The 21,505-nt window shown below is 68.4% G+C and carries 23 protein-coding genes; 15 read left to right on the top strand and 8 right to left on the bottom strand.

What is annotated here, in order from left to right; genetic code table 11:
* Positions 1–19: 19 nt before the first annotated feature.
* The 3 genes from O9344_RS15235 to O9344_RS15225 all read left to right on the top strand — a co-directional run bounded on the left by O9344_RS15235 (position 20) and on the right by O9344_RS15225 (position 2,564).
* The gene (locus O9344_RS15235; RefSeq protein WP_298479108.1) at positions 20–1,003 is read left to right on the top strand and encodes a KpsF/GutQ family sugar-phosphate isomerase; all 984 of its coding nucleotides are present in this window, start codon (positions 20–22) and stop codon (positions 1,001–1,003) included.
* Complete coding sequence (locus O9344_RS15230) at positions 1,000–1,878, top strand: DMT family transporter (protein ID WP_298479106.1); 879 nt, start codon at positions 1,000–1,002, stop codon at positions 1,876–1,878. Before O9344_RS15235 ends, O9344_RS15230 begins: the two co-directional genes overlap by 4 nt.
* A gap of 62 nt (positions 1,879–1,940) precedes the next feature.
* Positions 1,941–2,564, top strand: coding sequence for a hypothetical protein (locus tag O9344_RS15225; protein ID WP_298479104.1), 624 nt, complete (start codon positions 1,941–1,943; stop codon positions 2,562–2,564).
* Here the strand turns inward: O9344_RS15225 and O9344_RS15220 are convergent.
* From O9344_RS15220 to O9344_RS15210, 3 genes are all read right to left on the bottom strand, one after another.
* A complete protein-coding gene (locus tag O9344_RS15220) occupies positions 2,530–2,832 on the bottom strand; it encodes an AzlD domain-containing protein (RefSeq protein WP_298479102.1) in 303 nt (100 codons plus the stop codon). The genes O9344_RS15225 and O9344_RS15220 overlap by 35 nt on opposite strands.
* On the bottom strand, positions 2,829–3,551 hold the full coding sequence (locus O9344_RS15215; protein ID WP_298479075.1) for an AzlC family ABC transporter permease: 723 nt from the start codon (positions 3,549–3,551) through the stop codon (positions 2,829–2,831). Before O9344_RS15215 ends, O9344_RS15220 begins: the two co-directional genes overlap by 4 nt.
* A gap of 62 nt (positions 3,552–3,613) precedes the next feature.
* Positions 3,614–4,495 carry an AraC family transcriptional regulator gene (locus O9344_RS15210; protein ID WP_298479073.1) on the bottom strand — a complete coding sequence of 294 codons (882 nt, stop codon included), beginning with the start codon at positions 4,493–4,495 and terminating at the stop codon, positions 3,614–3,616.
* Positions 4,496–4,750: 255 nt separating this feature from the next.
* Here O9344_RS15210 and O9344_RS15205 point away from each other — a divergent pair, with 255 nt between their 5' ends.
* From O9344_RS15205 to O9344_RS15170, 8 genes are all read left to right on the top strand, one after another.
* The gene (locus O9344_RS15205; RefSeq protein ID WP_298479071.1) at positions 4,751–6,754 is read left to right on the top strand and encodes an AMP-binding protein; all 2,004 of its coding nucleotides are present in this window, start codon (positions 4,751–4,753) and stop codon (positions 6,752–6,754) included.
* A complete protein-coding gene (locus tag O9344_RS15200) occupies positions 6,751–7,551 on the top strand; it encodes an ABC transporter ATP-binding protein (RefSeq protein ID WP_298479069.1) in 801 nt (266 codons plus the stop codon). The genes O9344_RS15205 and O9344_RS15200 overlap by 4 nt, the downstream gene beginning before the upstream one ends.
* 187 nt (positions 7,552–7,738) lie before the next feature.
* Positions 7,739–8,683, top strand: a complete 945-nt coding sequence (locus tag O9344_RS15195; RefSeq protein ID WP_298479170.1) for a branched-chain amino acid ABC transporter permease — start codon at positions 7,739–7,741, stop codon at positions 8,681–8,683.
* A gap of 12 nt (positions 8,684–8,695) precedes the next feature.
* Positions 8,696–9,775, top strand: coding sequence for a branched-chain amino acid ABC transporter permease (locus O9344_RS15190; protein WP_298479067.1), 1,080 nt, complete (start codon positions 8,696–8,698; stop codon positions 9,773–9,775).
* Between the two features lie 85 nt (positions 9,776–9,860).
* Complete coding sequence (locus O9344_RS15185) at positions 9,861–11,189, top strand: ABC transporter substrate-binding protein (RefSeq protein ID WP_298479063.1); 1,329 nt, start codon at positions 9,861–9,863, stop codon at positions 11,187–11,189.
* A gap of 68 nt (positions 11,190–11,257) precedes the next feature.
* On the top strand, positions 11,258–12,112 hold the full coding sequence (locus O9344_RS15180; RefSeq protein WP_298479060.1) for an ABC transporter ATP-binding protein: 855 nt from the start codon (positions 11,258–11,260) through the stop codon (positions 12,110–12,112).
* Positions 12,113–12,187: 75 nt separating this feature from the next.
* Positions 12,188–12,874 (top strand): zinc metallopeptidase, encoded by a 687-nt coding sequence (locus O9344_RS15175; protein ID WP_298479057.1) that lies wholly within the window; start codon positions 12,188–12,190, stop codon positions 12,872–12,874.
* 26 nt (positions 12,875–12,900) lie between these two features.
* Entirely contained in the window at positions 12,901–13,296 is a 396-nt protein-coding gene (locus tag O9344_RS15170; RefSeq protein ID WP_298479055.1) for a nuclear transport factor 2 family protein, read from the top strand.
* Between the two features lie 225 nt (positions 13,297–13,521).
* On the opposite strand, the gene efp is transcribed toward O9344_RS15170, so the two are convergent.
* Both efp and O9344_RS15160 read right to left on the bottom strand, forming a co-directional pair.
* Positions 13,522–14,091: an elongation factor P gene (efp, locus tag O9344_RS15165; RefSeq protein ID WP_298479052.1), complete on the bottom strand. Its 570-nt coding sequence runs from the start codon at positions 14,089–14,091 to the stop codon at positions 13,522–13,524.
* 92 nt (positions 14,092–14,183) lie between these two features.
* The gene (locus tag O9344_RS15160) at positions 14,184–15,002 is read right to left on the bottom strand and encodes a thioesterase family protein (protein ID WP_298479049.1); all 819 of its coding nucleotides are present in this window, start codon (positions 15,000–15,002) and stop codon (positions 14,184–14,186) included.
* Between the two features lie 94 nt (positions 15,003–15,096).
* Between O9344_RS15160 and epmA the strand changes: the two genes are divergently transcribed.
* Complete coding sequence (gene epmA / locus O9344_RS15155) at positions 15,097–16,146, top strand: EF-P lysine aminoacylase EpmA (protein ID WP_298479046.1); 1,050 nt, start codon at positions 15,097–15,099, stop codon at positions 16,144–16,146.
* Here the strand turns inward: epmA and O9344_RS15150 are convergent.
* Positions 16,139–16,777, bottom strand: coding sequence for a GNAT family N-acetyltransferase (locus tag O9344_RS15150; protein WP_298479044.1), 639 nt, complete (start codon positions 16,775–16,777; stop codon positions 16,139–16,141). The two genes, epmA and O9344_RS15150, sit on opposite strands and share 8 nt — an antisense overlap.
* A gap of 49 nt (positions 16,778–16,826) precedes the next feature.
* Between O9344_RS15150 and O9344_RS15145 the strand changes: the two genes are divergently transcribed.
* Genes O9344_RS15145 through O9344_RS15135 form a run of 3 tightly spaced genes read left to right on the top strand, consistent with a single transcriptional unit; the run spans position 16,827 to position 19,674 of the window.
* Positions 16,827–17,894 carry an iron ABC transporter substrate-binding protein gene (locus tag O9344_RS15145; RefSeq protein ID WP_298479040.1) on the top strand — a complete coding sequence of 356 codons (1,068 nt, stop codon included), beginning with the start codon at positions 16,827–16,829 and terminating at the stop codon, positions 17,892–17,894.
* 2 nt (positions 17,895–17,896) lie between these two features.
* Positions 17,897–18,913 (top strand): iron ABC transporter permease, encoded by a 1,017-nt coding sequence (locus O9344_RS15140; RefSeq protein ID WP_298479038.1) that lies wholly within the window; start codon positions 17,897–17,899, stop codon positions 18,911–18,913.
* Positions 18,910–19,674 carry an ABC transporter ATP-binding protein gene (locus O9344_RS15135; protein ID WP_298479035.1) on the top strand — a complete coding sequence of 255 codons (765 nt, stop codon included), beginning with the start codon at positions 18,910–18,912 and terminating at the stop codon, positions 19,672–19,674. The genes O9344_RS15140 and O9344_RS15135 overlap by 4 nt, the downstream gene beginning before the upstream one ends.
* Here the strand turns inward: O9344_RS15135 and O9344_RS15130 are convergent, their stop codons facing one another.
* Positions 19,675–20,559 carry an ABC transporter permease gene (locus O9344_RS15130; RefSeq protein WP_298479033.1) on the bottom strand — a complete coding sequence of 295 codons (885 nt, stop codon included), beginning with the start codon at positions 20,557–20,559 and terminating at the stop codon, positions 19,675–19,677. It abuts the gene before it with no gap.
* A gap of 3 nt (positions 20,560–20,562) precedes the next feature.
* Positions 20,563–21,504, bottom strand: coding sequence for an ABC transporter permease (locus tag O9344_RS15125; protein ID WP_108178008.1), 942 nt, complete (start codon positions 21,502–21,504; stop codon positions 20,563–20,565).
* Position 21,505: the final 1 nt, after the last annotated feature.

Raw genomic sequence — 21,505 nt, 5'->3', positions numbered from 1 at the left:
CGGCCCATCCGACGTGACCATGGCAGACCGCTCCACATCCTCTCCCGCCATCGACTCGGCGCTCCGCACCCTGTCCGTCGAGGCTGCCGGCCTCGCCGCGCTCAACGCCGCCCTGTCGAACGGGCTCGGCGAACCCTTTGCGGCGGCGGTCGCGCTGCTGAAGCGGGTGCAGGGCCGCGTCATCGTCACCGGCATGGGCAAGTCCGGCCATGTCGGCCGGAAGATTGCCGCGACGCTTGCGTCGACCGGCACGCCGGCCTTCTTCGTCCATCCCGGCGAGGCGAGCCATGGCGACCTCGGCATGGTGACAGGCGACGATGCCATCCTCGCGCTGTCCTGGTCCGGCGAGACGGTGGAGCTGCGCGACCTCGTGGCCTTCTCGCGCCGCTTTGCCGTCGGCCTCGTCGCCATTACCTCGGACGCCGAATCGGCGCTCGGCAAGGCGGCCGACGTCGTGCTCGCCCTGCCGCGGGCGGAGGAGGCCTGCCCGAACGGCCTCGCGCCCACCACCTCGACGCTGATGCAGCTCGCGGTCGGCGACGCTCTCGCCATCGCCCTGCTCGAGGAGCGTGGCTTCACGGCGGCCGATTTCCGTACCTACCATCCCGGCGGCAAGCTCGGCGCCGTCCTCGCGCAGGTTCGCGACGTCATGCACAGCGCCGCAGCCCTGCCCCTGAAGCCGGTCGGCACGGCAATGAGCGAGGTGCTCATCGAGATGACAGCCAAGGGCTTCGGCTGCTGCGGCGTCGTCGATGCGGCGGGGCTGCTCGCCGGCATCGTCACCGATGGCGACCTCCGGCGTCACATGAAGGGCGATCTTCTGGCTCTTCCCGTCGAGACGGTGATGACGCGCGCACCGAAGACGGCGCGGCCCGATCAGCTCGCCAGCGAGATCCTCGATCTCATGAACCGCAGCAAGATCACCGCGCTCTTCGCGGTGGAGGGTGGCCGCCCCGTCGGCATCCTGCACCTCCACGACCTCCTGCGGGCAGGCGTGGCGTGAGCGCGTCAGCCGATCCGCGCGACATCCGGCGCGGCATGGGGCTTATGACGCTCGGCATGCTGCTCTTCGCCACCAACGATGCGCTGGTGAAGGCCCATATGGAGGCCCTCTCGGTGGCGCAGGCGCTGGGGGTGCGCGGCATCTTCGCAACCATCGGCGTTGCGGCCTTCCTCATGGCCTCGGGCACGCGCCTGACGCTTGCCGGCTACTGGCATCCGCTGGTGGTCGGGCGCTCGCTCGCCGAGGGGCTCGCCGTGTTCTTCCTGTTCCAGGCGTTGTGGCGCATGCCGATCGGCGATGTCACGGCGGTCTCGCAGTCCATGCCGCTGTTCCTCCTGCCCATCGCCGTTCTGGTGCTCGGCGAGAAGGTGACGCCGGTGCAATGGGCGCTCGTCATCCTCGGCTTCCTCGGCATCGTGCTGATCGCCAAGCCCGCCTCGGCGGGCTTCGACCCGGCCATCGGCCTCGTCATCGGCACGACCATCTGTTTCGTGCTGCGCGACGTGACGGTGAAGTTCATCCCGCCGCACATCACCTCGGCCACGGTCACCTTCTCGACGGTCAGCGTCGTCATGGCGGCAGCACTGGCGCTCGCGACCATCCAAGGCCTCGGCCCCATGGGCGTGAAGCAGACGGGGATGCTGGGCCTCGCGGGGCTTCTGCTCGCGGCCGGCCAGGCGGCGATCATCACTGCGCTGCGCATGGCGCCGGTCTCGCAGGTCGGGCCGTTCAACTATACCAAGACCGCCTTCGCCGTGGTCATCGGCATCATCTTCTTCGGCGAGCGGCCGGACCTCATCACCGCGGCCGGTATCGGCCTCGTCGTCCTGTCCGGCATCGCCATCGCCGCGGGGCTCGGTCGTCCCAGGGCCTGAGTTCAGCACCGGTTCAGGCTGGCCGCGGCAGGGGAGGGGCCCAGTGCCGCCGGAGCCCCCCGATGACGCCGATCCATCGCCGCGCCCTCCTCGCCGCCCTCCCCTGGCTGGCAGCCATACGCCCGGCCGAGGCCGCGGCACCTGCCCGCATCTATCTCATGCGCGGCCTCTTCGATGTCTTCTCCCTCGGCATGGACCGGCTCGCGAGCCACCTGCGCCGTGAGGGCCACAGGGCGACCGTTCTCGGCGTCGCCAGCGCCGACGCCCTCACTGCCGAGATCATCCGCCGCCGGCAGGCGATGCCGGAGGAGACCGTCGTCGTCATCGGCCATTCGCTCGGGGCGGATGCGGCCATCCGCACCGCCAATCGCGTCGCGGCGGCCGGCGCGGCCCCGCTCGCCCTCGTCGTCACCTTCGATCCGACCTCGCGCCAGGAATTGCGCGGCGGGGCGCGGCGGGTCGTGAACCTCTACCAGTCCAACAATGGCTGGGCGGTGCCGGTGAACCGGAGCGCCAGTTTCGCCGGCCGCTTCGCCAACGAGGACCTGCGCGATGCTTCCGGCATCAATCACCTGAACATCGACAAGATCGGCGCGCTGCACCGCCGCGTCATCGGATGGGTGGCGGAGGCGGTCGCCGAGGGCGAGGCGCCTAGCCGGCGAGCGCCCGCAGCACCACGACGCTGACGACGCCGGTCAGGATGACGCCGAGCAGCGGCAGGCGCATCGCTGCCAGGATGGTGATCGCGCCGGCGATCGTTTCCGGCCAGCCAGTGGCGAAGAGGGTCGGTGCGATGACGGCCGTGAGCACGGCCGGAGGAATGGCGTCGAGCGCCGCCTTGGCCCGGCCGGTGAGGGCCAGCCGCGCACCGACCATGAGGCCGGTGAGGCGGCAGGCATAGGTGCCGATCGCCATGCCGAGAATGGCGAGGAGGGTGGTCGCATCCATCGTCATGCGGCGGTCTCCGGCTCGGGGCGCCAGACGATGACCGCCATGGCCATGCCGGCGAAGGCCCCGGCCAGCACATGCCAGGGAGAGCCGAACGTCTGATGGACAAGGGTTGCCGCCGCAGCGCTGGCGACGACCACGGCGACATGGCGGCGCGTCGTCACGAAGCCGGCGACGAGGCCGATGAAGATGGCGGTGAAGGCGAAATCCGCGCCGAAGCGGCGTGGGTCGCCGATCAACGGGCCGACAATGGCGCCAAGCCAAGACCAGAAGACCCAGTTGACCCAGAAGACCGCGCCGGCGCCGAGGAAATAGGCAAGGGTCAGCCGGCGCGCCGCGGCGCGGCGTTCGGCCAGCGCCCAGTTCTCATCGGCGAGGACATGGAAGCCGAGGAGCCGCGCCCAGAGCGGCATGTGGCCGACCTTCGGGGCGAGCGAGGCGGCCATCAGCACGTAGCGGGCATTGATGAGCACGGTCGAGAGGATGATGCCGGCGATCGGCACCGGGCTCGTCCACATCTCGATGGCGGCGAGTTGCGCCCCGCCGGCGAAGACGAGGCCGGAGGAGAGCGCCACCGCGAAGGGCGACAGACCCTTGCCCGCGGCAACTGCGCCATAGAGCAGCGCGAGAGGCATGGCCGCGATCATGGCGGGTGCGAGCTCGGCAACGCCGTCGCGCCATTCGGAGAGGGGGCTCGCGGCGGAATCGGGGGGTGCCTCGGTCATGGGTCCTCAATGCCAGAGGCGGCGATCGTTCTCTTGAACGAAATGGACCCGGTCCGGTGTCGTCAGGCGGCGGCGCGGTCGCCGATGATCGCGCGGCGATAGGCGCCGGGCGGGACCCCGATCCGCGCCTTGAAGGCGCGCGTCAGATGGGCCTGGTCGGCAAAGCCGGTCTCGGCCGCCACCGCCGCCAGGGGAAGACCGGTGCGCAGCCGCTCCTGCGCGCGGCGCACGCGCACATCGACCAGATAGGCATGGGGCGTCATGCCGACCTCGCGGCGGAAGGCGCGGATGAGATGGTGGCGCGACCAGCCGGCCTCGGCGGCGAGATCGGCGAGGCAGAGATCCTCCTGGTGGCGCGCCTCGATCAGGTCGCGGACGCGGCGCACCGGACCGACCTCACAGCCCTCGCCGGCCGGGCGTACACCTGCATGGAGCACGAGGGTGCGGGCATAGGCGCGCAGCAGCAGTTCCTCGCCGGCGAGGCCGTCGCGGCCTGCTTCCAGCGCATGGTGCGCGGCGGAGAAGAGGCGCGCACCCTCGGGATCGTGCACCACCGGATCGCGGAAGAAGGGGGCTGCCGCTGCCGGTCGGCGACTCACGGCCTCGGCGAGGTCGCGCAGGAACGCCTCGCCCGGATAGGTCATGCGGTAGGAATAGCCGCCATCGGCCGGAGCGCCGTCGTGGACGTCCTGCGGCATGACGAAGACGAGGTCACCGGGGCCGGCATGGCCCTTCATGCCGAGGGCCGAGACCTTCTCGCGGCCGCTCTCGATCGTGCCGATGACGTAGGTCTCGTGCATGTGCGGCGGATAGACATGGGTGCGGAAGGTGGCGCTGAGGCAGTCGATGCCGTCGAGCCGGTGGGCCGCGAAGAAGCGCGCCGTCTCGCCAGCCGAGAGCGGCCCGAGGCTCATCGCGTCGCTGGGGTCGGTCGCGCCGGTCATCCGCGACCTCTTAGCACGGGTGGCGAGGGCCTCTTGAACAAAATCGCCCTGTTTGGGCGGCTTTCGGCCTCGCGACGTGCCATCCGCCGTCCGGCCTAAGCGATCATAGCCTTTGGTCCCCTTGATTTCGCGCCTCCGTCCATGAACACTCCGCCGTCCCGAGAGGCGGTACAAACCCGCCCGAAGGGACAAAAGCCCCCGACACGAGGGGTGGACGAGATAACGGGCGCATCGCCCGGACGAGGACCAGGGAGGATGCCGGTCGTGGACACCCACGCCGAGCCGCGCGGCGCGTCTGCCGCGCAGGACACGTTTCCGAAATTTCTGGCGCTGAACGCGACGCGTTTCGCCGACCGTCCCGCCATGCGCCACAAGGATCTGGGGATCTGGCGCACCTGGACCTGGCGCGACGTGGCGGTGGCGGTGCGCGCCTTCGCCCTCGGCCTCGGCGAGCTCGGCCTGAAGCGCGGCGACCGCGTCGCCATCGTCGGCCGCAACCGGCCGAAGCTCTACTGGTCCATGGCCGCCATCCAGGCCTGGGGCGGCATTCCCGTGCCGGTCTATTCGGATTCCGTCGCCGACGAGATGGCCTATGTGCTCGAACATGCCGGGGCCAGCATGGCGGTGGTCGAGGATCAGGAGCAGGTCGACAAGATCCTCTCCGTCTCCGATCGCCTGCCGCACCTGACCCACCTCATCTATGACGAGCCGAGGGGCCTCAGGGACTACGATCATTCCCGCCTCCATGCCTTCGAGGATGTGCAGGCGATGGGCCGCAAGGCGGGCGAGGACGCCGCCAAGGCGGCGGCGCTCGAGGCGGCCATCGCCGAGGGCAAGGGCGCCGACCTCGCCATCATCCTCTACACCTCCGGCACGACCGGTCGGCCCAAGGGCGTGATGCTGTCGAATGACAATGTCATCATCTCCGCCCGCAATGGCGGCCTCTTCGACCACCTGACCGAGACCGAGGAGACCATCGCCTACCTGCCGCTGGCCTGGGTCGGCGACAACATCTTCTCCTATGCCCAGTCCTATGTGCTCGGCTTCTGCGTGAACTGCCCGGAAAGCGCCGAGACCACCATGGAAGACCGGCGCGAGATCGGCATGTCCTATGCCTTCGCGCCGCCCAGGGTCTACGAGACCCTTCTCACCCAGACCATGGTGCGGATGGAGGATGCCGGCCCGCTGAAGAAGAGGATGTTCCACCACTTCCTCGGCGTCGCGCGGCAGTGGGGCGAGAAGATCCTCAACAAGGAGCCTGTGCCGCTGACCGCGCGGCTGCAATATGCGCTCGGCGAGGTGCTGGTCTATGGGCCGCTGAAGAACCGCTTCGGCTTCACCAATATCCGCGTCGGCTACACCGCGGGCGAGGCCATCGGGCCGGAGATCTTCCGCTTCTTCCGCTCGCTCGGCATCAATCTGAAGCAGCTCTACGGCCAGACGGAAGCCAGCGTCTACATCACGGCGCAGCCGGACGGCGAGATCTATGCCGACACGGTCGGCAAGCCCAATATCGATGTCGAGGTGAAGATCGACGACAATGGCGAGGTGCTCTACCGCTCGCCCGGCGTCTTCGTCGGCTATTACAAGGACCCCGAAAAGACCGCCGAGACCAAGACGCCGGACGGCTGGGTGCGCTCGGGCGATGCCGGCTTCTTCGACCCGAAGACCGGGCACCTCAAGATCATCGACCGGGCCAAGGACGTCGGAAAGCTGCGCTCGGGCGCGCTGTTTGCGCCGAAATACATCGAGAACAAGCTGAAGTTCTACCCCAACATCAAGGAAGCGGTGGCCTTCGGCCAGGACCACGACTTCGTCACCTGCTTCCTCAACATCGATCTGACCGCCGTCGGCTCATGGGCCGAGCGGAACACCGTCTCCTACAGCTCCTACCAGGAGCTGGCCGGGCATCCCGAGGTGCTGAAGATGATCACCGCCCATGTGGACGCGGTGAACCGGTCGCTGGCCGACGAGCCGATGATGGCTGGCTCGCAGATCCGTCGCTTCCTCATCCTGCACAAGGAACTCGACGCCGACGACGGCGAACTCACCCGCACCCAGAAGGTCCGCCGCGGCTTCATCGCCGACCGCTACGGGCCGCTGGTGGCCGCGCTTTACGACGGTTCGCCGCGTGGGCGCATTCGCACCGAGGTCACCTTCGAGGACGGCCGCAAGGGCGTCATCGAGGGTGATGTGGAGATTATCGACATGCCGGTGCACCAAGCCACCGGAACCGCTTTCCGGGAGGCCGCGGAATGAGGGCGCCGTCCCCGACCGACATCGCTGCGGGCGAGGTGATCCTCGCCGTCGAGAACGTCTCGCTGGGCTTCGGCGGCGTGAAGGCGCTGACCGACGTCTCCTTCGACATCAGGAAGGGCGAGGTGCGCGCCATCATCGGCCCCAATGGCGCCGGCAAGACATCGATGCTGAACTGCATCAATGGCTTCTATCACCCCACCGAAGGCCGCATCACCTTCAAGGGCAAGACGCGGCCGAAGATGCGCCCGCACGAGGCCGCGGCCGGCGGCATCGCCCGCACGTTCCAGAACGTCGCGCTGTTCAAGGGCATGTCGACGCTCGACAACATCATGGCCGGCCGCACGCTGAAGATGAAGCGCGGTTTCTTCTGGCACGTCCTGCGCTACGGCCCGGCGATGGACGAGGAGATCGCGCATCGTCGCTCCGTTGAGGAGATCATCGACTTCCTGGAGATCCAGCACATCCGCAAGGTGCCGGTCGGCAAGCTGCCCTACGGCCTGCAGAAGCGGGTCGAGCTTGGCCGGGCGCTGGCGATGGAGCCGGATGTGCTGCTGCTCGACGAGCCCATGGCCGGCATGAACCTCGAGGAGAAGGAGGACATGTGCCGCTTCATTCTCGACGTGTCGAACCAGTACGGCACGACCATCGCGCTGATCGAGCACGACATGGGCGTGGTCATGGACCTGTCGGACCGCGTCGTGGTGCTGGAATACGGCCGGAAGATCGCCGACGGTACGCCGGACGAGGTGAAGCGCGACCAGCGGGTCATCGACGCCTATCTCGGCGTCGGGCATTGAGGGACGTGTCATGACGGATGCCACCCTGGCGACACGCAAGCCGTTCCTGAGCGAGGGCCAGCGCAATGGCCTGATCGCCGGCGGCGTGCTCGCGCTCTTCATCGCCGCGCTGGTCGTGGCCACGCAGACCGGGACGATCACGCGCAACGACTGGATCTACAAGATCTTCGTCGACCCCTTCGTGTCGATGGTCGACATGCCGGATCTCCTCGTCCAGACCGTCTGGGAGGGCTTCGTCGCCGGCGTGCTCTATTCGCTGATCGCACTGGGCTTCGTGCTGATCTTCAAGGCCTCGGGCGTCTTCAATTTCGCCCAGGGCATCATGGTGGTCTTCGCCGCCCTGTCCCTCGTCGGGTTCTACGAGTTCCTGACGCTCACGATGGGATTGCCGCCGGGTTTCGTCGCGGCCATCGTGGCAATGGCCGGCGCACTCGGCATCATGTTCGTCCTCGCCGTCGCGGTGGAGCGCATCGTGCTGCGCCCCCTGGTCAACCAGCCCGACATCATCATGCTGATGGCGACCGTCGGCCTGACCTATTTCCTCATCGGCTTCGGCGAGTACATCTTCGGCGGCAGCCCGAAGGTGATGATCACGTCCCAGCTGGGCCTGCCCACCGGCTCGACCATGCTGGATTTCGCCGGCGGCCGGATCAACATCCAGCATCTCGACGTGGCTGCGGCGGTCATCGCCGCGGTGATGATCGGCGTGCTCGGCTTCTTCTTCCAGTACACCCGCATCGGGCGGGCGCTGCGGGCCGTGGCCGACAGCCACAAGGCCGCCCTGTCGGTCGGCATCTCGCTCAACCAGATCTGGGTGATCGTCTGGTTCACCGCCGGCATCGTGGCGCTGCTCACCGGCATCATGTGGGGCGCCCGCTCCGACGTCTCCTTCGCGCTGGAAATCATCGCCCTGAAGGCCTTGCCGGTGCTGATCGTCGGCGGCTTCACGTCCATCCCCGGTGCGATCGTCGGCGGCCTCATCATCGGTGTCGGCGAGAAGCTCGGCGAGTTCTATTGGGGGCCGTTGCTCGGCGGCGGCATCGAGAGCTGGCTCGCCTACATCATCGCGCTGATGTTCCTCATGTTCAGGCCGCAAGGCCTGTTCGGTGAGAAGATCATCGAGCGGATCTGACCGGAGCGTCTCATGTTCTATCGCGATGCCGGCCAGTACAAGACGACCTACCAGTCCGATATGGCGATCTTCCCGCTGCGGCAGGATCGCATCGGCATCCTCGTCATCCTGGCCTTGGCCTATGTGGCCGTGCCGCTGATGGCGAGCGACTTCATCCTCAAGACCATCATGCTGCCCTTCCTGGCGCTGGTGCTGGCGGTGGTCGGGCTCAACATCCTCACCGGCTATACCGGCCTTATCTCACTGGGAACCGCCGGCTTCATGGGGGTCGGCGCCTATGCCTGCTACAAGCTGACGACGCTGTTTCCCGAGGTGAACATCCTCGTCTGGATCCTCGTCTCCGGCTTCTTCTCGGCGGCCATCGGCGTGGTGTTCGGCCTTCCCAGCCTGCGCATCAAGGGCCTCTATCTCGCGGTGGCGACGCTCGCCGCGCAGTTCTTCCTGCAATGGGCCTTCGTGCGCATTCCCTGGCTCTACAATTACAACCCCTCGGGGGCCATCGAGGTGCCGCTGCGCACCGTGTTCGGCGTGCCCGTCACCGGGCCAACTGCGGCCATCGAGGTCAAGTACCTGATTGCCCTCACCTTCGTCGTGGTGTTGACCTGGGTCGCCTCGAACATCGTCCACGGCCGCATCGGCCGCTCGTGGATGGCGGTGCGCGACATGGACATCGCCGCGCAGCTGATGGGCATCAAGCTGCTGGAGACCAAGCTCCTCGCCTTCGCCGTGTCGTCCTTCTACTGCGGCGTCTCCGGCGCGCTCTTCGTGTTCATCTATCTCGGCGGCGCCGAGGCGGGCACCGAATTCGGCATCCGCCTCTCCTTCATCATCCTCTTTGCGGTGATCATCGGCGGGCTCGGCTCGATGATCGGCTCGTTCTTCGGCGCCGGTTTCATCGTCGCCCTTCCGACCATCCTGAAATTCGGTCTTCCCGCCATCGGCATCGCCATCACCGGCGCGATCGCCGAGAAGATCGTCGTCATGGTGATCGGCGCGCTCACCATCTTCCTGCTGATCGTCGAACCGCATGGGCTGGCCCGGCTCTGGCAAATCGCCAAACAGAAGCTCCGGGTCTGGCCCTTCCCATACTGACATCCATCCAGAACGATCGGGCGCCATACGCCCGGCAGCCTTGAAGAAAACCCGTTCCAGGGGAACGTTCCAAAGGGAGAACGCCATGAAGACCACCAGTTTGGCCCTCGGGCTCGGGCTCGGCCTCGTTGCCGGGTTCGCCGCGGTGTCGCCGGTCGGCGCACAGGAATCGATCAACTTCGTGCACAACACCTACCGGACCGGCGCCTTCTCCGGCTCCGGCATTCCGGTCGCCGATGGCGTCCGCGACTATTTCACCATGCTGAACAACCGCGACGGCGGCATCGGCGGCGTTCGCATCAACTTCGAGGAGTGCGAGACGCAATATGACACCCGTCGCTCCGTCGAGTGCTGGGAGCAGGCCAAGGCGAAGAACTCGGTCGTCTACGTGCCCTGGTCCACCGGCGCGGCGCTCGCCACCATCCCGCGGGCCCATATCGACAAGATGCCGATCTTCTCGATGGCCTACGGTCTCTCGGCCTCGGCTGTGGGCGGCACGTTCCCCTGGGTGTTCAACCCGCCGCTGACCTACTGGGACGGCGCTTCGGTGTGGATCCAGTACATCGCCCAGCGCGAGGGCGGCCTCGCCAACCTCCGCGGCAAGACCATCGGCCTTGTCCTGCTCGACGCGCCGTTCGGCCGCGAGCCGATCCCGGTGCTCGAGGCTCTCGCCCGCGAGCACGGCTTCACGCTCAAGACCTATCCGATCCCGCCTGCGGAAATGCAGAACCAGTCCTCGACCTGGCTCGCCATCCGGCGCGACCGCACTGACTGGGTCCTCGTCCAGGGCTGGGGCGCGATGAACCCGACCGCCGTGCGCGAGGCCGGCCGCACCGGCTTCCCGCGCGACAAGGTCATCGGCATCTGGTGGGCTGGCGGTGACGACGACGCCCGTCCGGCCGGTCCCGACGCCCGCGGCTATCTCGCCCTGTCCTGGCACCAGGTGGGAACCAACTTCCCCGTGATCCAGGACATCCTTCGCCATGTGGTCGACCGTGGCCAGTCCAACTCGGCCCGCGAGAAGATCGGCGAGAACCTCTACAACCGTGGTGTCTACCAGGGCATGCTGATCGCCGAGGCGATCCGCAACGCCCAGCGCCTCAGCGGCAAGCGCGTCGTCACCGGCGAGGACGTGCGCCGCGGCTTCGAGGCGCTGAACATCACGGCCGCCCGCTGGACCGAGCTCGGCGCCCCCGATTTCGCGGCGCCGGTGGCCCTGTCCTGCGAGGATCACAACGGCCATCACGCGGCCTTCGTCATCCAGTGGGACGGCACCAAGTGGAACCGTGCCTCGGACTGGATCCGTCCGGATCGCGCCCGTATCCGGCCCTTGCTGGAAGATGCGGCCCGCGCCTTCGCGACGTCCAATGCCGGCTGGCCGGCGCGCAGCGAGAGCTGCGACCAGCGGTCCTGACCGCCTGACAACGGGGGAGTCGCCATCGGCGGCTCCCCTCCGGCCCGCTTGCGAACGGACCCGACCCCATGAGCACGACATCCGCGCCGACCCACGTGACGCCAGCGCCCGAGGCCGCTGCGGACCTGATCCTCGCCGTGAACAACATCGAGGTCATCTACGACCACGTGATCCTCGTTCTGAAGGGCGTGTCGCTGGTCGTGCCGCGCGGCGGCATCGTCGCCATTCTCGGGGCCAATGGCGCCGGCAAGACGACCACGCTGAAAGCCATCTCGAACCTCCTCCACGCCGAGCGCGGCGAGGTGACCAAGGGCTCCATCCTGTTCGAGGGCGAGGAGGTGCAGGCGCTCTCGCCTAACGACCTCGTGCGCCGCGGCTGCATCCAGGTCATGGAGGGCCGGCACTGCTTCGGCCACCTGACCATCGAGGAGAACCTGCTCACCGGCGCCTTCACCCGGCGCGACGGCAAGGCGGCCATCCGCGACGACCTCGAGAAGATCTACGCCTATTTCCCGCGGCTCAAGGAGCGGCGGAATTCCATGTCCGGCTACACCTCGGGCGGCGAGCAGCAGATGTGCGCCATCGGCCGGGCGCTGATGAGCCGGCCGAAGATGATCCTCCTCGACGAGCCCTCCATGGGTCTCGCGCCGCAGATCGTCGAGCAGATCTTCGAGATCGTCCGCGACATCAATTCCCGCGAGGGCGTCTCCTTCCTCGTCGCCGAGCAGAACACCAACATGGCGCTGCGCTACGCCACCTTCGGCTACATCATGGAGACGGGGCGCATCGTCATGGACGGCGATGCCAAGGCGCTGCGCGAGAACGAGGACGTCAAGGAGTTCTATCTGGGCGTCGCCGAGGGCGACAAGAAGAGCTTCCGGAACGTGAAAAGCTACAAGCGCCGCAAGCGCTGGCTGGCGTGATGCCGGCAGGCCGGCCGCGGCGCGTCGACGCGGCTCTTGAACTCCAGCACGGGTCATGACGACTTAACCCCCGTCATGCCCTTTCTCATTGTCCTCGGCGTCGTCGCCCTGCTCGCCCTGATCTTCGGCCCGCAATGGTGGGTGAAGCGGGAGATGCGCCGCCATGGCGTCGAGCGCGAGGATTTCCCCGGCACCGGCGGCGAGCTCGCCGAGCATCTGCTGGAACAGGCAGGGCTCACCGACGTGACGGTCGAGGTCACTGATCAAGGCGACCATTACGACCCCATCGACCGCGTCATCCGCTTGTCGCCGGAGATTCATGGCGGCCGGTCGGTAACCGCGGTGGCGGTGGCCGCCCATGAGGTAGGCCATGCCATCCAGCACCGCGATGGCGACCGGCTGTTCCTCGCCCGTATCCGCATGGCGCAGATCGCGCAGCGGCTTGAGGTCGGCGCCGCCATCCTCTTCGCCACCGCGCCGCTGGTGTTGGCCTTCGTCCGCTCGCCGGTGATCCTGGTGGTGCAGGTCGCGGTCGGTCTGCTGCTGCTCGGCTCACGCCTCGCCATCCATGTGGTGACGCTGCCGATGGAGTTCGACGCCAGCTTCGGCAAGGCGCTGCCGGTGCTCGAAGGCGGCGGCTATCTCCACGAGACGGACGTGCCGGCGGCGCGCTCGGTGCTGCGTGCGGCGGCGTTGACCTATGTCGCCTCGGCGCTGGTGACGCTGCTCGACCTGACCCGCCTCATCCGCATCTTGCGCTGAGGCCGAGTGGCCGGCATGAAGGCGGCATGACCCAGGCCATTCTCGACCGCTGGTATGCTGCGCTGCGCGCGGGGGACGCCGGCGCCCTCGCCGCCGTGACCACCGACGATGTGGTGGTGCGCTGGAACGGGCCTGTGGGCATCGTGCCCTGGGCCGGTGTCTGGGAGGGGCGGCCGAAGGTGCTGACCTTCTTCAAGCGGGTCGCCGAGCATCTGGAGATCCTCGCCATCGACACGGTGCATCGCATCGAGGGCGAGGGCGGTGTCTGCATCGTGCTGGAGGGCCACTGGCGTGTGCGCGCCACCGGCGAGGAGCTGAAGGTTCGCGCGGCGAACCTCTTCCGCTTCGAGGGCGACCGCGTCGCGGCCTATGAGGTCTATCCGGACAGCTGGAGCTTCGCCACGGCGATGGCGAAGGCCTAGGCCGTTCTCAAGGAAGAGCACCGCACTGTCCGTCATGCCCGCCCTTGTGGCGGGCTTCCACGACTTGACCACCGCCCCATGAGAATTCGTCGATGCCCGGGCCACGCCCGGGCATGACGGTGAGTGGTTCCGGTGGGCGTCCGGAACGGGTTGGTCCGGCGTGCAATAAAGCAAAAGGCCGGGCGCGGGCCCGGCCTTCAAGGCGTCGATCGCGAGAAGGACCGCTCAGTCCTTGGCGCGCTCGGAATAGGAACCGTCCTCGGTCATGACGACGATGCGGGTGCCGACGCCGATATGCGGCGGAACCAGCGTGCGCACGCCGTTGGAGAGGATGGCGGGCTTGTAGGAGGAGGAGGCGGTCTGGCCCTTGGTCACCGGCTCGGTCTCGACGACCTCGAGGGTGACGCGCTGCGGCAGCTCGATGCCCACGGCATTGCCCTCGTAGACCGACAGCTTCACTTCCATCTCGTTCTGGAGATAGGGCTTGGCGTCGCCGAGGATGTCGTCCGGGACCGCGATCTGCTCGTAGGTCTCCTTGTTCATGAAGTGGTTCCCGTCACCATCCGTGTAGAGGTAGGTGTAGGGACGGTCCTCGACATAAGCGCGCTCGACCATCTCGGTGGTGCGCCAGCGCTCGGACACCTTCACGCCGTCGGAGAGGCGGCGCATGTCGACCTGGGTGACCGGCGTGCCCTTGCCCGGATGAATGTTCTGGGCGGAGACGATCAGGTAGAGCTTGCCGTCGACTTCGAGGATGTTGCCCTTGCGGACGGAGGAGGCGATGACCTTCGGCACGGGATGGGTCCTTGGGGATTGGCGGGTTTGACCCGCGTGATCTGTCGCGCCGTCGCATAGACGAAGTTGGCCGAAAGCGCCACCCCCGCGACTTACTCGCGGAACCAGACCACCTGCGTGGTGGTGGCGAGGAGCTTGCCCTCGTCGGACCAGAGCTCGGCCTGCTGGTCGTGGAACTGGTCGCCGAAGCGGGTCGAATCGACCCTTGCGAGAAGGGGGCGCGTGCCCTGCCGTGCCAGCTCCTCGGCGCTGGCGTGAAAGTAGGACGTCATCGACACGGTGCCGGCGGGGGTCCTGAGACCGCGGACCTGGAAGACCCGGACGATGAAGACATCGCAGAGGGATGCGAGCGCCACGTGGTCGAGCGGCCGCGGCGGTTGGTCGGCGACCCAGATGAGCGACTTCGCGCTCTGCGGCTCCGGGAAGGCCTCGCTCGCCATGATCGGCAGGCCCGAGACATAGCGGAACTCATAGGCGCCGAGCCAGGCGAGTGGCGGCTTCTTTGTGAGCACCGGCACCTGCGACGCGGGTGGGGCCTCGGGCATAGGGACCGTGTGGTGGCCCCAGGTTTCGCTGCGCCTGGCAAAGACCATGGTGGCGCTGGCGGCGATGGTCTCGCCCTGCACCAACTCGGCATAGAAATGCTGGACCGAGCGGCCGGAGCGCACCTCCTTCACCCGGATGGTGAAGTCACCCTCGGCGATTGGGGCGCAGAAGTTGACCGTCTGCGCGACCGGCTCGCCGATGCGGGCGGGATGGTCGAGCGCCGCCTTCAGAAGCTGCGCCGCGGTGATGCCGCCGAAGGGCCCGACCATATTCCAGTAGGCCGGCGAGGTCCGGCCTTCGAGGGCCCCGTCGGCGGCCGGCGTGAAGGCAAGGGCGGCGTCGAGCGGGTGGAGGGCATCGGGCATGGGGCACTCGGGGGGAGGTTTTCTCGTGAGGCGGCGGAGCCTATGAGGGGGGCCGTGCTTCGGCAATGATGCCGAAGGTCATGGGTGCCGAACGATGACCGCTTCGCCCTGGTGGGACCGCGACCGCCACGCTGACCGCCGCCCCTTCCTGCTGGCTCGCAACCGCATCAAGGCGGCGCTGCGCGGCTGGTTTGCGGACCGCGCCTTCACCGAGGTCGAGGCCGGCATCCTGCAGGTCTCGCCCGGCAACGAGGCGCATCTCCACGGCTTCGCGACCGAGGCGCTGACCATTGAGGGGCGTGCGCAGCCGCTCTACCTCCACACCTCGCCCGAGTTCGCGGCGAAGAAGCTCATCGCCGCCGGCGAGACGCGGATCGTCGATTTCGCCCGGGTCTTCCGCAACCGCGAGCGCGGGCCTTTGCACCATCCCGAGTTCACCATGGTCGAGTGGTACCGGGTGGGTGAGGCTTACGAGCAGCTGATGGCGGACTGCGTCGACCTCCTGCGCCTTGCCTGCGCCACCGCCGGCCGCGATAGCCTGACCTGGCGCGGGCGCGACTGCGATCCGGCGCTGGAGCCCGAGCGCCTGACCCTCGCCGAAGCCTTCCGCCGCCATGCCGGCATCGACCTGTTGGCGTCCGTCGCTGCCTCCGGTGCGACCGACCGCGATGGCCTCGCGACGCAGGCGAAGGTCTCCGGCATCCGCGTGTCCGAGGACGACACGTGGGCCGACATTTTCTCGAAGGTGCTGGTGGAGCGAATCGAGCCGCATCTCGGCTTCGGCCGCGCGACGATCCTGTGCGAATACCCTGTGTCGGAGGCGGCCTTGGCCCGCCCGAAGGCGGCCGATCCGCGGGTCGCCGAGCGCTTCGAGCTCTATGCCTGCGGCGTCGAACTCGCCAATGCCTTCGGCGAACTGACCGACCCTGCCGAGCAGCGCCGCCGCTTCGAGGCGGAGATGGCGGAGAAGCAGCGCGTCTATGGCGAGGCCTATCCGATCGACGAGGAGCTTCTCGCAGCCCTCGCCCTCATGCCGCCGACTGCCGGCATCGCGCTCGGCTTCGAGCGTCTCGTGATGCTCGCCGCCGGCGCCCGCCACATCGAGGATGTGGTCTGGACACCCGTCCCGGACGCCGTCAGATGAGGGGCACGCGCGGCGCCGCCTCGCGCGGGATGGCGCCGGTGAGCCGCGGGTCGTCCATCACCTCGATGGCGCGCTTGTAGGGCGTGAAGCCGCAACGCCGGTAGAAGGTCACGGCGCCGGGATGGTCGAGGGTGCAAGTGTGCAGCCAGACGCGCCGCGTCTCAGGCTGCCAGGCCTCGGCAAGGGCTGCGGCCATCATCCGGGGGCCGAGGCCCTGGCCGGTGGCTCCTGGCACGAGACCGAAGAAGCTGATCTCGACATCTGCGGGGTTTCGACGGTCAAGCTCGACGATGCCGATCTCGCCGCCTGTGCCCTCGGCGACGAAGAGCGCATTGGCGGGATGGTGGAGGATCGCGGCGAGTGCCGCATCCTCCATCAAGAGGCGCGAGGTCCACAGCCAGTCGAGGCCGATGGCGGCGTAAAGGCGGCGATACCAGGCGAGGTCGGGAGACGTCACGGCGCGGAGCGGCAAGAGGTCCGCAGGCGGGCTGGCCGGCCGCTCGAGCATCTCCAGATAGGTCACCACCGCGGCGATCTTGCCGGCCGGCAGGTCCGTATAGCCGTCGAGGTTCAGGAGGGTCATGGGGGATGCGTCCTGCTGGCCCTCGACGCCGATGGGACGACGAGGCATGGTCGCGCCGACCTCTACACCGAAGGAGACGCGTCATGAAGGTCGCGGGATGCGGCATGATCTCAAGGGTGGCCTCGGCATGAGCCTGCGGATCGACAGGCGGCTGGCTCTCGGCACGCTGGCGGCAGGCCTCGCCGCGCCGGCGCTCGCGCGCACGCCCTTCGTCATCGACGGGGCGGGCCGGCAGGTGCCGATCCCGGCGAGCGTCGGCCGTGTCTTCCCGGCAGGTCCCCCCGCGGCGATCCTCCTCTACACGCTCGCCCCCGACCTCCTCATCGGCTGGCCGCGCGCCAACCGCCCGGAAGAGCGCGAATTCCTGCTGCCCGAGGTCGGCGCCCGTCCCGAGGTCGGCCGCATCACCGGCCGCGGCAACACCGCCAATCTCGAACTGGTGCTGGCGCTCCGCCCCGACCTGATCCTCGATTCCGGCTCGACGCGGCGCACCTTCGCCGAACTCGCGGACCGCGTGCAGGGCCAGACCGGCATTCCCTATGCCCTGCTCGACGGTCGCTTCGACGCCATTCCCGGCAGCTACATCACGCTCGGCCAGCTCACCGGTTTTGAACGGCGGGCGAAGCTCCTGTCGGACTGGGCCGAGGAGACGATGAAGACGCTGCTCTCGCGCACCGAGACCGTGCCGCGGGAGCGCCGCCCCCGCGTCTACTATGCCCGCGGGCCGCGCGGCCTGGAGACGGGCCTTGCCGGCTCCATCAATGTCGAGACGGTGGAGTTCCTCGGCGCGGTCAATGTCGCCCGCGACGGCATGGGCGGCGGGCTCGCGCAGGTTTCGCTCGAACAGGTGCTGGCCTGGAACCCCGAGGTCATCGTCACCATCGACCAGACCTTTGCCGCCAATGTGCGCTCCGATCCGGCCTGGCGCGGGGTGAGGGCTGTGGCGGATGGGCGGGTGCATCTCTCGCCGAAGATCCCTTTCGGCTGGGTGGATTTCCCGCCCTCGGTGAACCGTCTCGCCGGCCTCTGGTGGCTCGCCAAGATCCTCTATCCCGCGCTTGTCAGCGAGGACATCCGGACGCTGACGCGCGACTTCCACACGCTGTTCTACCACGTCACTCCCACCGAGGCGCAGATCGACCGCGTCCTCGCCGGCCGCGACTGACCATGAGCCCGGTGCGATCCTTCAGCGGCGGGGCCGTCGCGGTGGCGGTGCTTGTCCTCGGCCTTGGCGTCGCCTTCGCCGTGGGGCGCTTTCCCGTCAGCCTCACGGATATCGCCGTGGCGCTTTGGTCGCGGCTGACGGGCACGCCGTCCGGCCTGTCGCCGGCGGTGGAGGCGGTGATCTTCCAGATCCGCGGGCCGCGGGTCCTCGCAGCGCTTGCCTGCGGCGCGGCGCTGGCCATTGCCGGCGCCGCCTTCCAGGGCCTGTTCCGCAATCCGCTGGTCTCCCCCGACATCCTCGGGGCGTCGTCGGGGGCAGCGCTCGGCGCGGTCATCGCCATCCTCTTCTCCTTCGGGATCTTCGGCATCCAGGCGGCCGCCTTCGTCGGCGGGCTGGTCGCGGTTGCCGCCGTCTATGCGGTCGGCTCCACCATCCGCTCCGGCGATCCGATCCTGACGCTGGTGCTGACCGGCGTGGTCATGGGAGCGCTGCTCGGGGCCGGGGTCGGCCTCGTGAAGGTGCTGGCCGATCCCTATAACCAGCTGCCGGCCATGACCTTCTGGCTGCTCGGCAGCCTGTCGGCGGCAAGCCCCGCCGACCTCCTTCCGCTCGCTGGTCCCGTGGTCATTGGTGCGGCCGTGCTGGTGGCGCTGCGCTGGCGGATGAACGCCCTGTCGCTGCCCGAAGAGGAGGCCCGCGCCCTCGGTCTGCCGACCGGCCTGTTGCGCATCGTCATCGTCGTGGCGGCGACGCTCACCACGGCCGCGAGCGTCGCGGCGGCGGGCATCATCGGCTGGGTCGGGCTCGTCGTGCCGCATCTCGCCCGCTTTCTCGTCGGGCCGGATTTCGGCCGGCTCATTCCGGCCTCGGCCCTGCTCGGCGGCGGCTATCTCCTGCTCATCGACACGCTCGCCCGCACGCTCGGGCCGGTGGAGGTGCCGCTCGGCATCCTCACGGCGGTGATCGGCACGCCCTTCTTCATCTGGCTGCTCGCCTCCTCGCGCGGGGGCTGGTCGTGACGCTCGGCGCCCAGGATCTCGCCTTCGGCTATCGCGGCCATCCGGTCGGGCAGGGCGTCAGCCTTGCCGTCGCAGCCGGCGAGGTGCTGGCCCTGCTCGGGCCGAATGGCGGGGGCAAGACGACGCTTCTCAAGACGCTGCTGGGCCTCCTTCCGCCGCAGGCGGGCAGCGTCGTGTTCGACGGGCGTGACCTCGCGGTGATCCCGGTGCGCGAGCGCGCCCGCCTTGTCGCCTATGTGCCGCAGAGCCATCACGGCACTTTCGCCTTCACCGCCTTCGACGTGGTGCTGATGGGCCGCACCGCCCATGGCGGGCTTTTCGCCCGGCCGGGAGCGAAGGATCGCGCCGTGGCGGCGGCCATGCTGGAGCGGCTCGGCATCGCGCATCTGTCCGAGCGGCCGGTGACGATGATCTCCGGTGGTGAGCGGCAGCTGGTGCTGGTGGCGCGCGCGCTCGCGCAGGAACCGCGCTTCATCGTGCTGGACGAGCCGACCGCGAGCCTCGACTTCGGCAACCAGGGCAAGGTCATGCGGCAGATCCGCAGCCTCGCAGCCGACGGGCTCGGCGTGCTGTTCACGACCCATGATCCGAACCAGGCGCTGGGCCATGCCGACCGCGTGGCGCTCTTGCGCGACGGCGGGGTCATGGCCCTCGGGCCGGTCGGCGAGGTGCTGTCGCAGGAGCGGCTCGCGGCGCTCTACGGCGCCCCGGTGGAGACGGTCGTGGAGCCCGGCGGGCGGACGGCCTTCCTGCCGGGGTGACTACTTCGCCTTGGGATCGAGCGCGTCCCTCAGACCATCGCCGAGCAGGTTGAAGCTCAGCACCGTCAGGAAGATCGCGATGCCGGGGAAGACCGCCATCCACGGCGCGTTCGACAGGAAGCGCTGGGCGACGTTCAGCATCGATCCCCAGGAGGGCGCGGGCGGCTGCTGGCCAAGGCCGAGGAAGGACAGCGAGGCCTCGGCGATGATGGCGGTGGCGATGGTCAGCGTGCCCTGGACGAGCAGCTGCGGCATGACGTTCGGCAGGATGTGGGTGAAGGCGATGCGCAGCTTCGTGTTGCCCACGGCCCGCGCCGCCTCGACATAGTCCTCCATCTTGATCGACAGGACCTGGCCGCGGGTGAGCCGCACGAAGACCGGCGTCGCGGTGATGCCGATGGCGATCATGGCGTTCTGCAGCGAGGGCCCGAGGAAGGCGGCGAGCGCGATGGCGAGGATGAGGAAGGGGCTCGCCAGCATGGCGTCGGTGATGCGCGAGATCAGCGCATCCACCCAGCCGCCGGCATAGCCGGCGAGCAGGCCCAGCGGCACGCCGGCGGCAATGGCGATGGCGACCGAGATGACGCCGGCCGAGAGCGAGGCGCGGGTGCCGTAGACGATGCGGGAGAAGATGTCGCGTCCGACCTCGTCGGTGCCGAACCAGTGCATCCAGGAGGGGGCCTGGCGGACCGCCCGCCAGCTCTGCTGGGTCGGGTCATGGGTGGCGATGAGCGGCGCGAAGACCGCGAGCAACGTCAGCACGACGAGGATGCCGAGCGCCACCATGGCGGTGCGGCGCTTCTTCAGCCGCCGCCAGGCGCGGGCGCCGGGGCTCTCGTGGGGCACATCCGCGGCAGGCGCGGCGAGGGTGGAGGTTGCGGCCATGGGTCAGCTCCTCAGCCGCGGATTGGCGAGGATGTAGCCGATATCGGCGAGGAGGTTCAGCACGATATAGGTCGTCGCGGTGATCAGCACGACGCCCTGCACCACCGCGTAGTCGCGGTTGAACACCGCATCGACGATGAGCTTGCCGAAGCCGGGTATGGAGAAGATCTGCTCGGTCAGCACCGCGCCCGACAGCAGCGTGCCGAATTCCAGCGCGCCCAGCGTGATGACCGGGGTGAGCGCGTTGCGCAGGGCGTGTTTGAGGATGACGGTGCGGGAATCGAGGCCCTTGGCCCGCGCCGTGCGCACATAGTCGCTCTCCATCACTTGGAGCATGGCGGCGCGGGTGTGGCGCATGATGACGCCGGCGAAGGAATTGCCGAGCACGAAGGCCGGCATGATGGTCGCCGCCATGGAGGCCCAGAAATCCTCGAAGGGCGAGACATAGCCCGAGGCGGGCAGCCATCCGAGCTGCACCGAGAACAGGAAGATCAGCATGATGCCGAGCCAGAAGTTCGGCGTTGAAATGCCCCACAGCGCGACGACGTTGACCACGTAGTCCCAGGCCGTGTCCTTCTTCACCGCCGAGATGATGCCGGCGGGGATGCCGATGCCGAGGGTGAAGATCATCGCCATGATGGCGAGCTGCACCGTCACGGGAAGCTTCTGGGCGACGAGGGTGGAGACGGGCTCGGCGAGGCGCATGCTCTCGCCGAGATCGCCGCGCAGCACGCCCCCGATCCAGGCGAGATACTGGACGGGGAGCGGCTGGTCGAGGCGGTAGCGCTGGCGGATCTGTTCGATCACCGCCGGGTCCTTCTCCTCACCCGCCATGACGAGGGCGGGGTCTCCCGGCAGCAATTGCTGCAGGAGGAAGATCATCACCGACACGAAGAAGATGGTCGGGATGAGCTGGATCAGGCGCCGGGCGATGAGCGTGAACATG

Origin of the sequence: Phreatobacter sp., assembly GCF_027532945.1 — a bacterium.
Taxonomy (GTDB): Bacteria; Pseudomonadota; Alphaproteobacteria; order Rhizobiales; family Phreatobacteraceae; genus Phreatobacter.
The sequence above is the reverse complement of the archived record's forward strand: the minus strand, read 5'-3'. Positions and strand labels throughout refer to the sequence as shown.

What these genes read in the sequence shown, in the direction of transcription:
- O9344_RS15130 (WP_298479033.1), bottom strand. Translation starts at nt 20,559, where the DNA reads ATGGCCGCAACCTCCACCCTCGCCGCGCCTGCCGCGGATGTGCCCCAC.
- epmA (WP_298479046.1), top strand. Translation starts at nt 15,097, where the DNA reads ATGACCGCTTCGCCCTGGTGGGACCGCGACCGCCACGCTGACCGCCGC.
- O9344_RS15180 (WP_298479060.1), top strand. Translation starts at nt 11,258, where the DNA reads ATGAGCACGACATCCGCGCCGACCCACGTGACGCCAGCGCCCGAGGCC.
- O9344_RS15200 (WP_298479069.1), top strand. Translation starts at nt 6,751, where the DNA reads ATGAGGGCGCCGTCCCCGACCGACATCGCTGCGGGCGAGGTGATCCTC.
- O9344_RS15190 (WP_298479067.1), top strand. Translation starts at nt 8,696, where the DNA reads ATGTTCTATCGCGATGCCGGCCAGTACAAGACGACCTACCAGTCCGAT.
- O9344_RS15235 (WP_298479108.1), top strand. Translation starts at nt 20, where the DNA reads ATGGCAGACCGCTCCACATCCTCTCCCGCCATCGACTCGGCGCTCCGC.
- O9344_RS15150 (WP_298479044.1), bottom strand. Translation starts at nt 16,777, where the DNA reads ATGCCTCGTCGTCCCATCGGCGTCGAGGGCCAGCAGGACGCATCCCCC.
- O9344_RS15220 (WP_298479102.1), bottom strand. Translation starts at nt 2,832, where the DNA reads ATGACGATGGATGCGACCACCCTCCTCGCCATTCTCGGCATGGCGATC.
- O9344_RS15125 (WP_108178008.1), bottom strand. Translation starts at nt 21,504, where the DNA reads ATGTTCACGCTCATCGCCCGGCGCCTGATCCAGCTCATCCCGACCATC.
- O9344_RS15170 (WP_298479055.1), top strand. Translation starts at nt 12,901, where the DNA reads ATGACCCAGGCCATTCTCGACCGCTGGTATGCTGCGCTGCGCGCGGGG.
- O9344_RS15205 (WP_298479071.1), top strand. Translation starts at nt 4,751, where the DNA reads ATGCCGGTCGTGGACACCCACGCCGAGCCGCGCGGCGCGTCTGCCGCG.
- O9344_RS15175 (WP_298479057.1), top strand. Translation starts at nt 12,188, where the DNA reads ATGCCCTTTCTCATTGTCCTCGGCGTCGTCGCCCTGCTCGCCCTGATC.
- O9344_RS15210 (WP_298479073.1), bottom strand. Translation starts at nt 4,495, where the DNA reads ATGACCGGCGCGACCGACCCCAGCGACGCGATGAGCCTCGGGCCGCTC.
- O9344_RS15185 (WP_298479063.1), top strand. Translation starts at nt 9,861, where the DNA reads ATGAAGACCACCAGTTTGGCCCTCGGGCTCGGGCTCGGCCTCGTTGCC.
- O9344_RS15160 (WP_298479049.1), bottom strand. Translation starts at nt 15,002, where the DNA reads ATGCCCGATGCCCTCCACCCGCTCGACGCCGCCCTTGCCTTCACGCCG.
- O9344_RS15145 (WP_298479040.1), top strand. Translation starts at nt 16,827, where the DNA reads ATGCGGCATGATCTCAAGGGTGGCCTCGGCATGAGCCTGCGGATCGAC.
- O9344_RS15140 (WP_298479038.1), top strand. Translation starts at nt 17,897, where the DNA reads ATGAGCCCGGTGCGATCCTTCAGCGGCGGGGCCGTCGCGGTGGCGGTG.
- O9344_RS15225 (WP_298479104.1), top strand. Translation starts at nt 1,941, where the DNA reads ATGACGCCGATCCATCGCCGCGCCCTCCTCGCCGCCCTCCCCTGGCTG.
- O9344_RS15195 (WP_298479170.1), top strand. Translation starts at nt 7,739, where the DNA reads ATGGTCGACATGCCGGATCTCCTCGTCCAGACCGTCTGGGAGGGCTTC.
- O9344_RS15215 (WP_298479075.1), bottom strand. Translation starts at nt 3,551, where the DNA reads ATGACCGAGGCACCCCCCGATTCCGCCGCGAGCCCCCTCTCCGAATGG.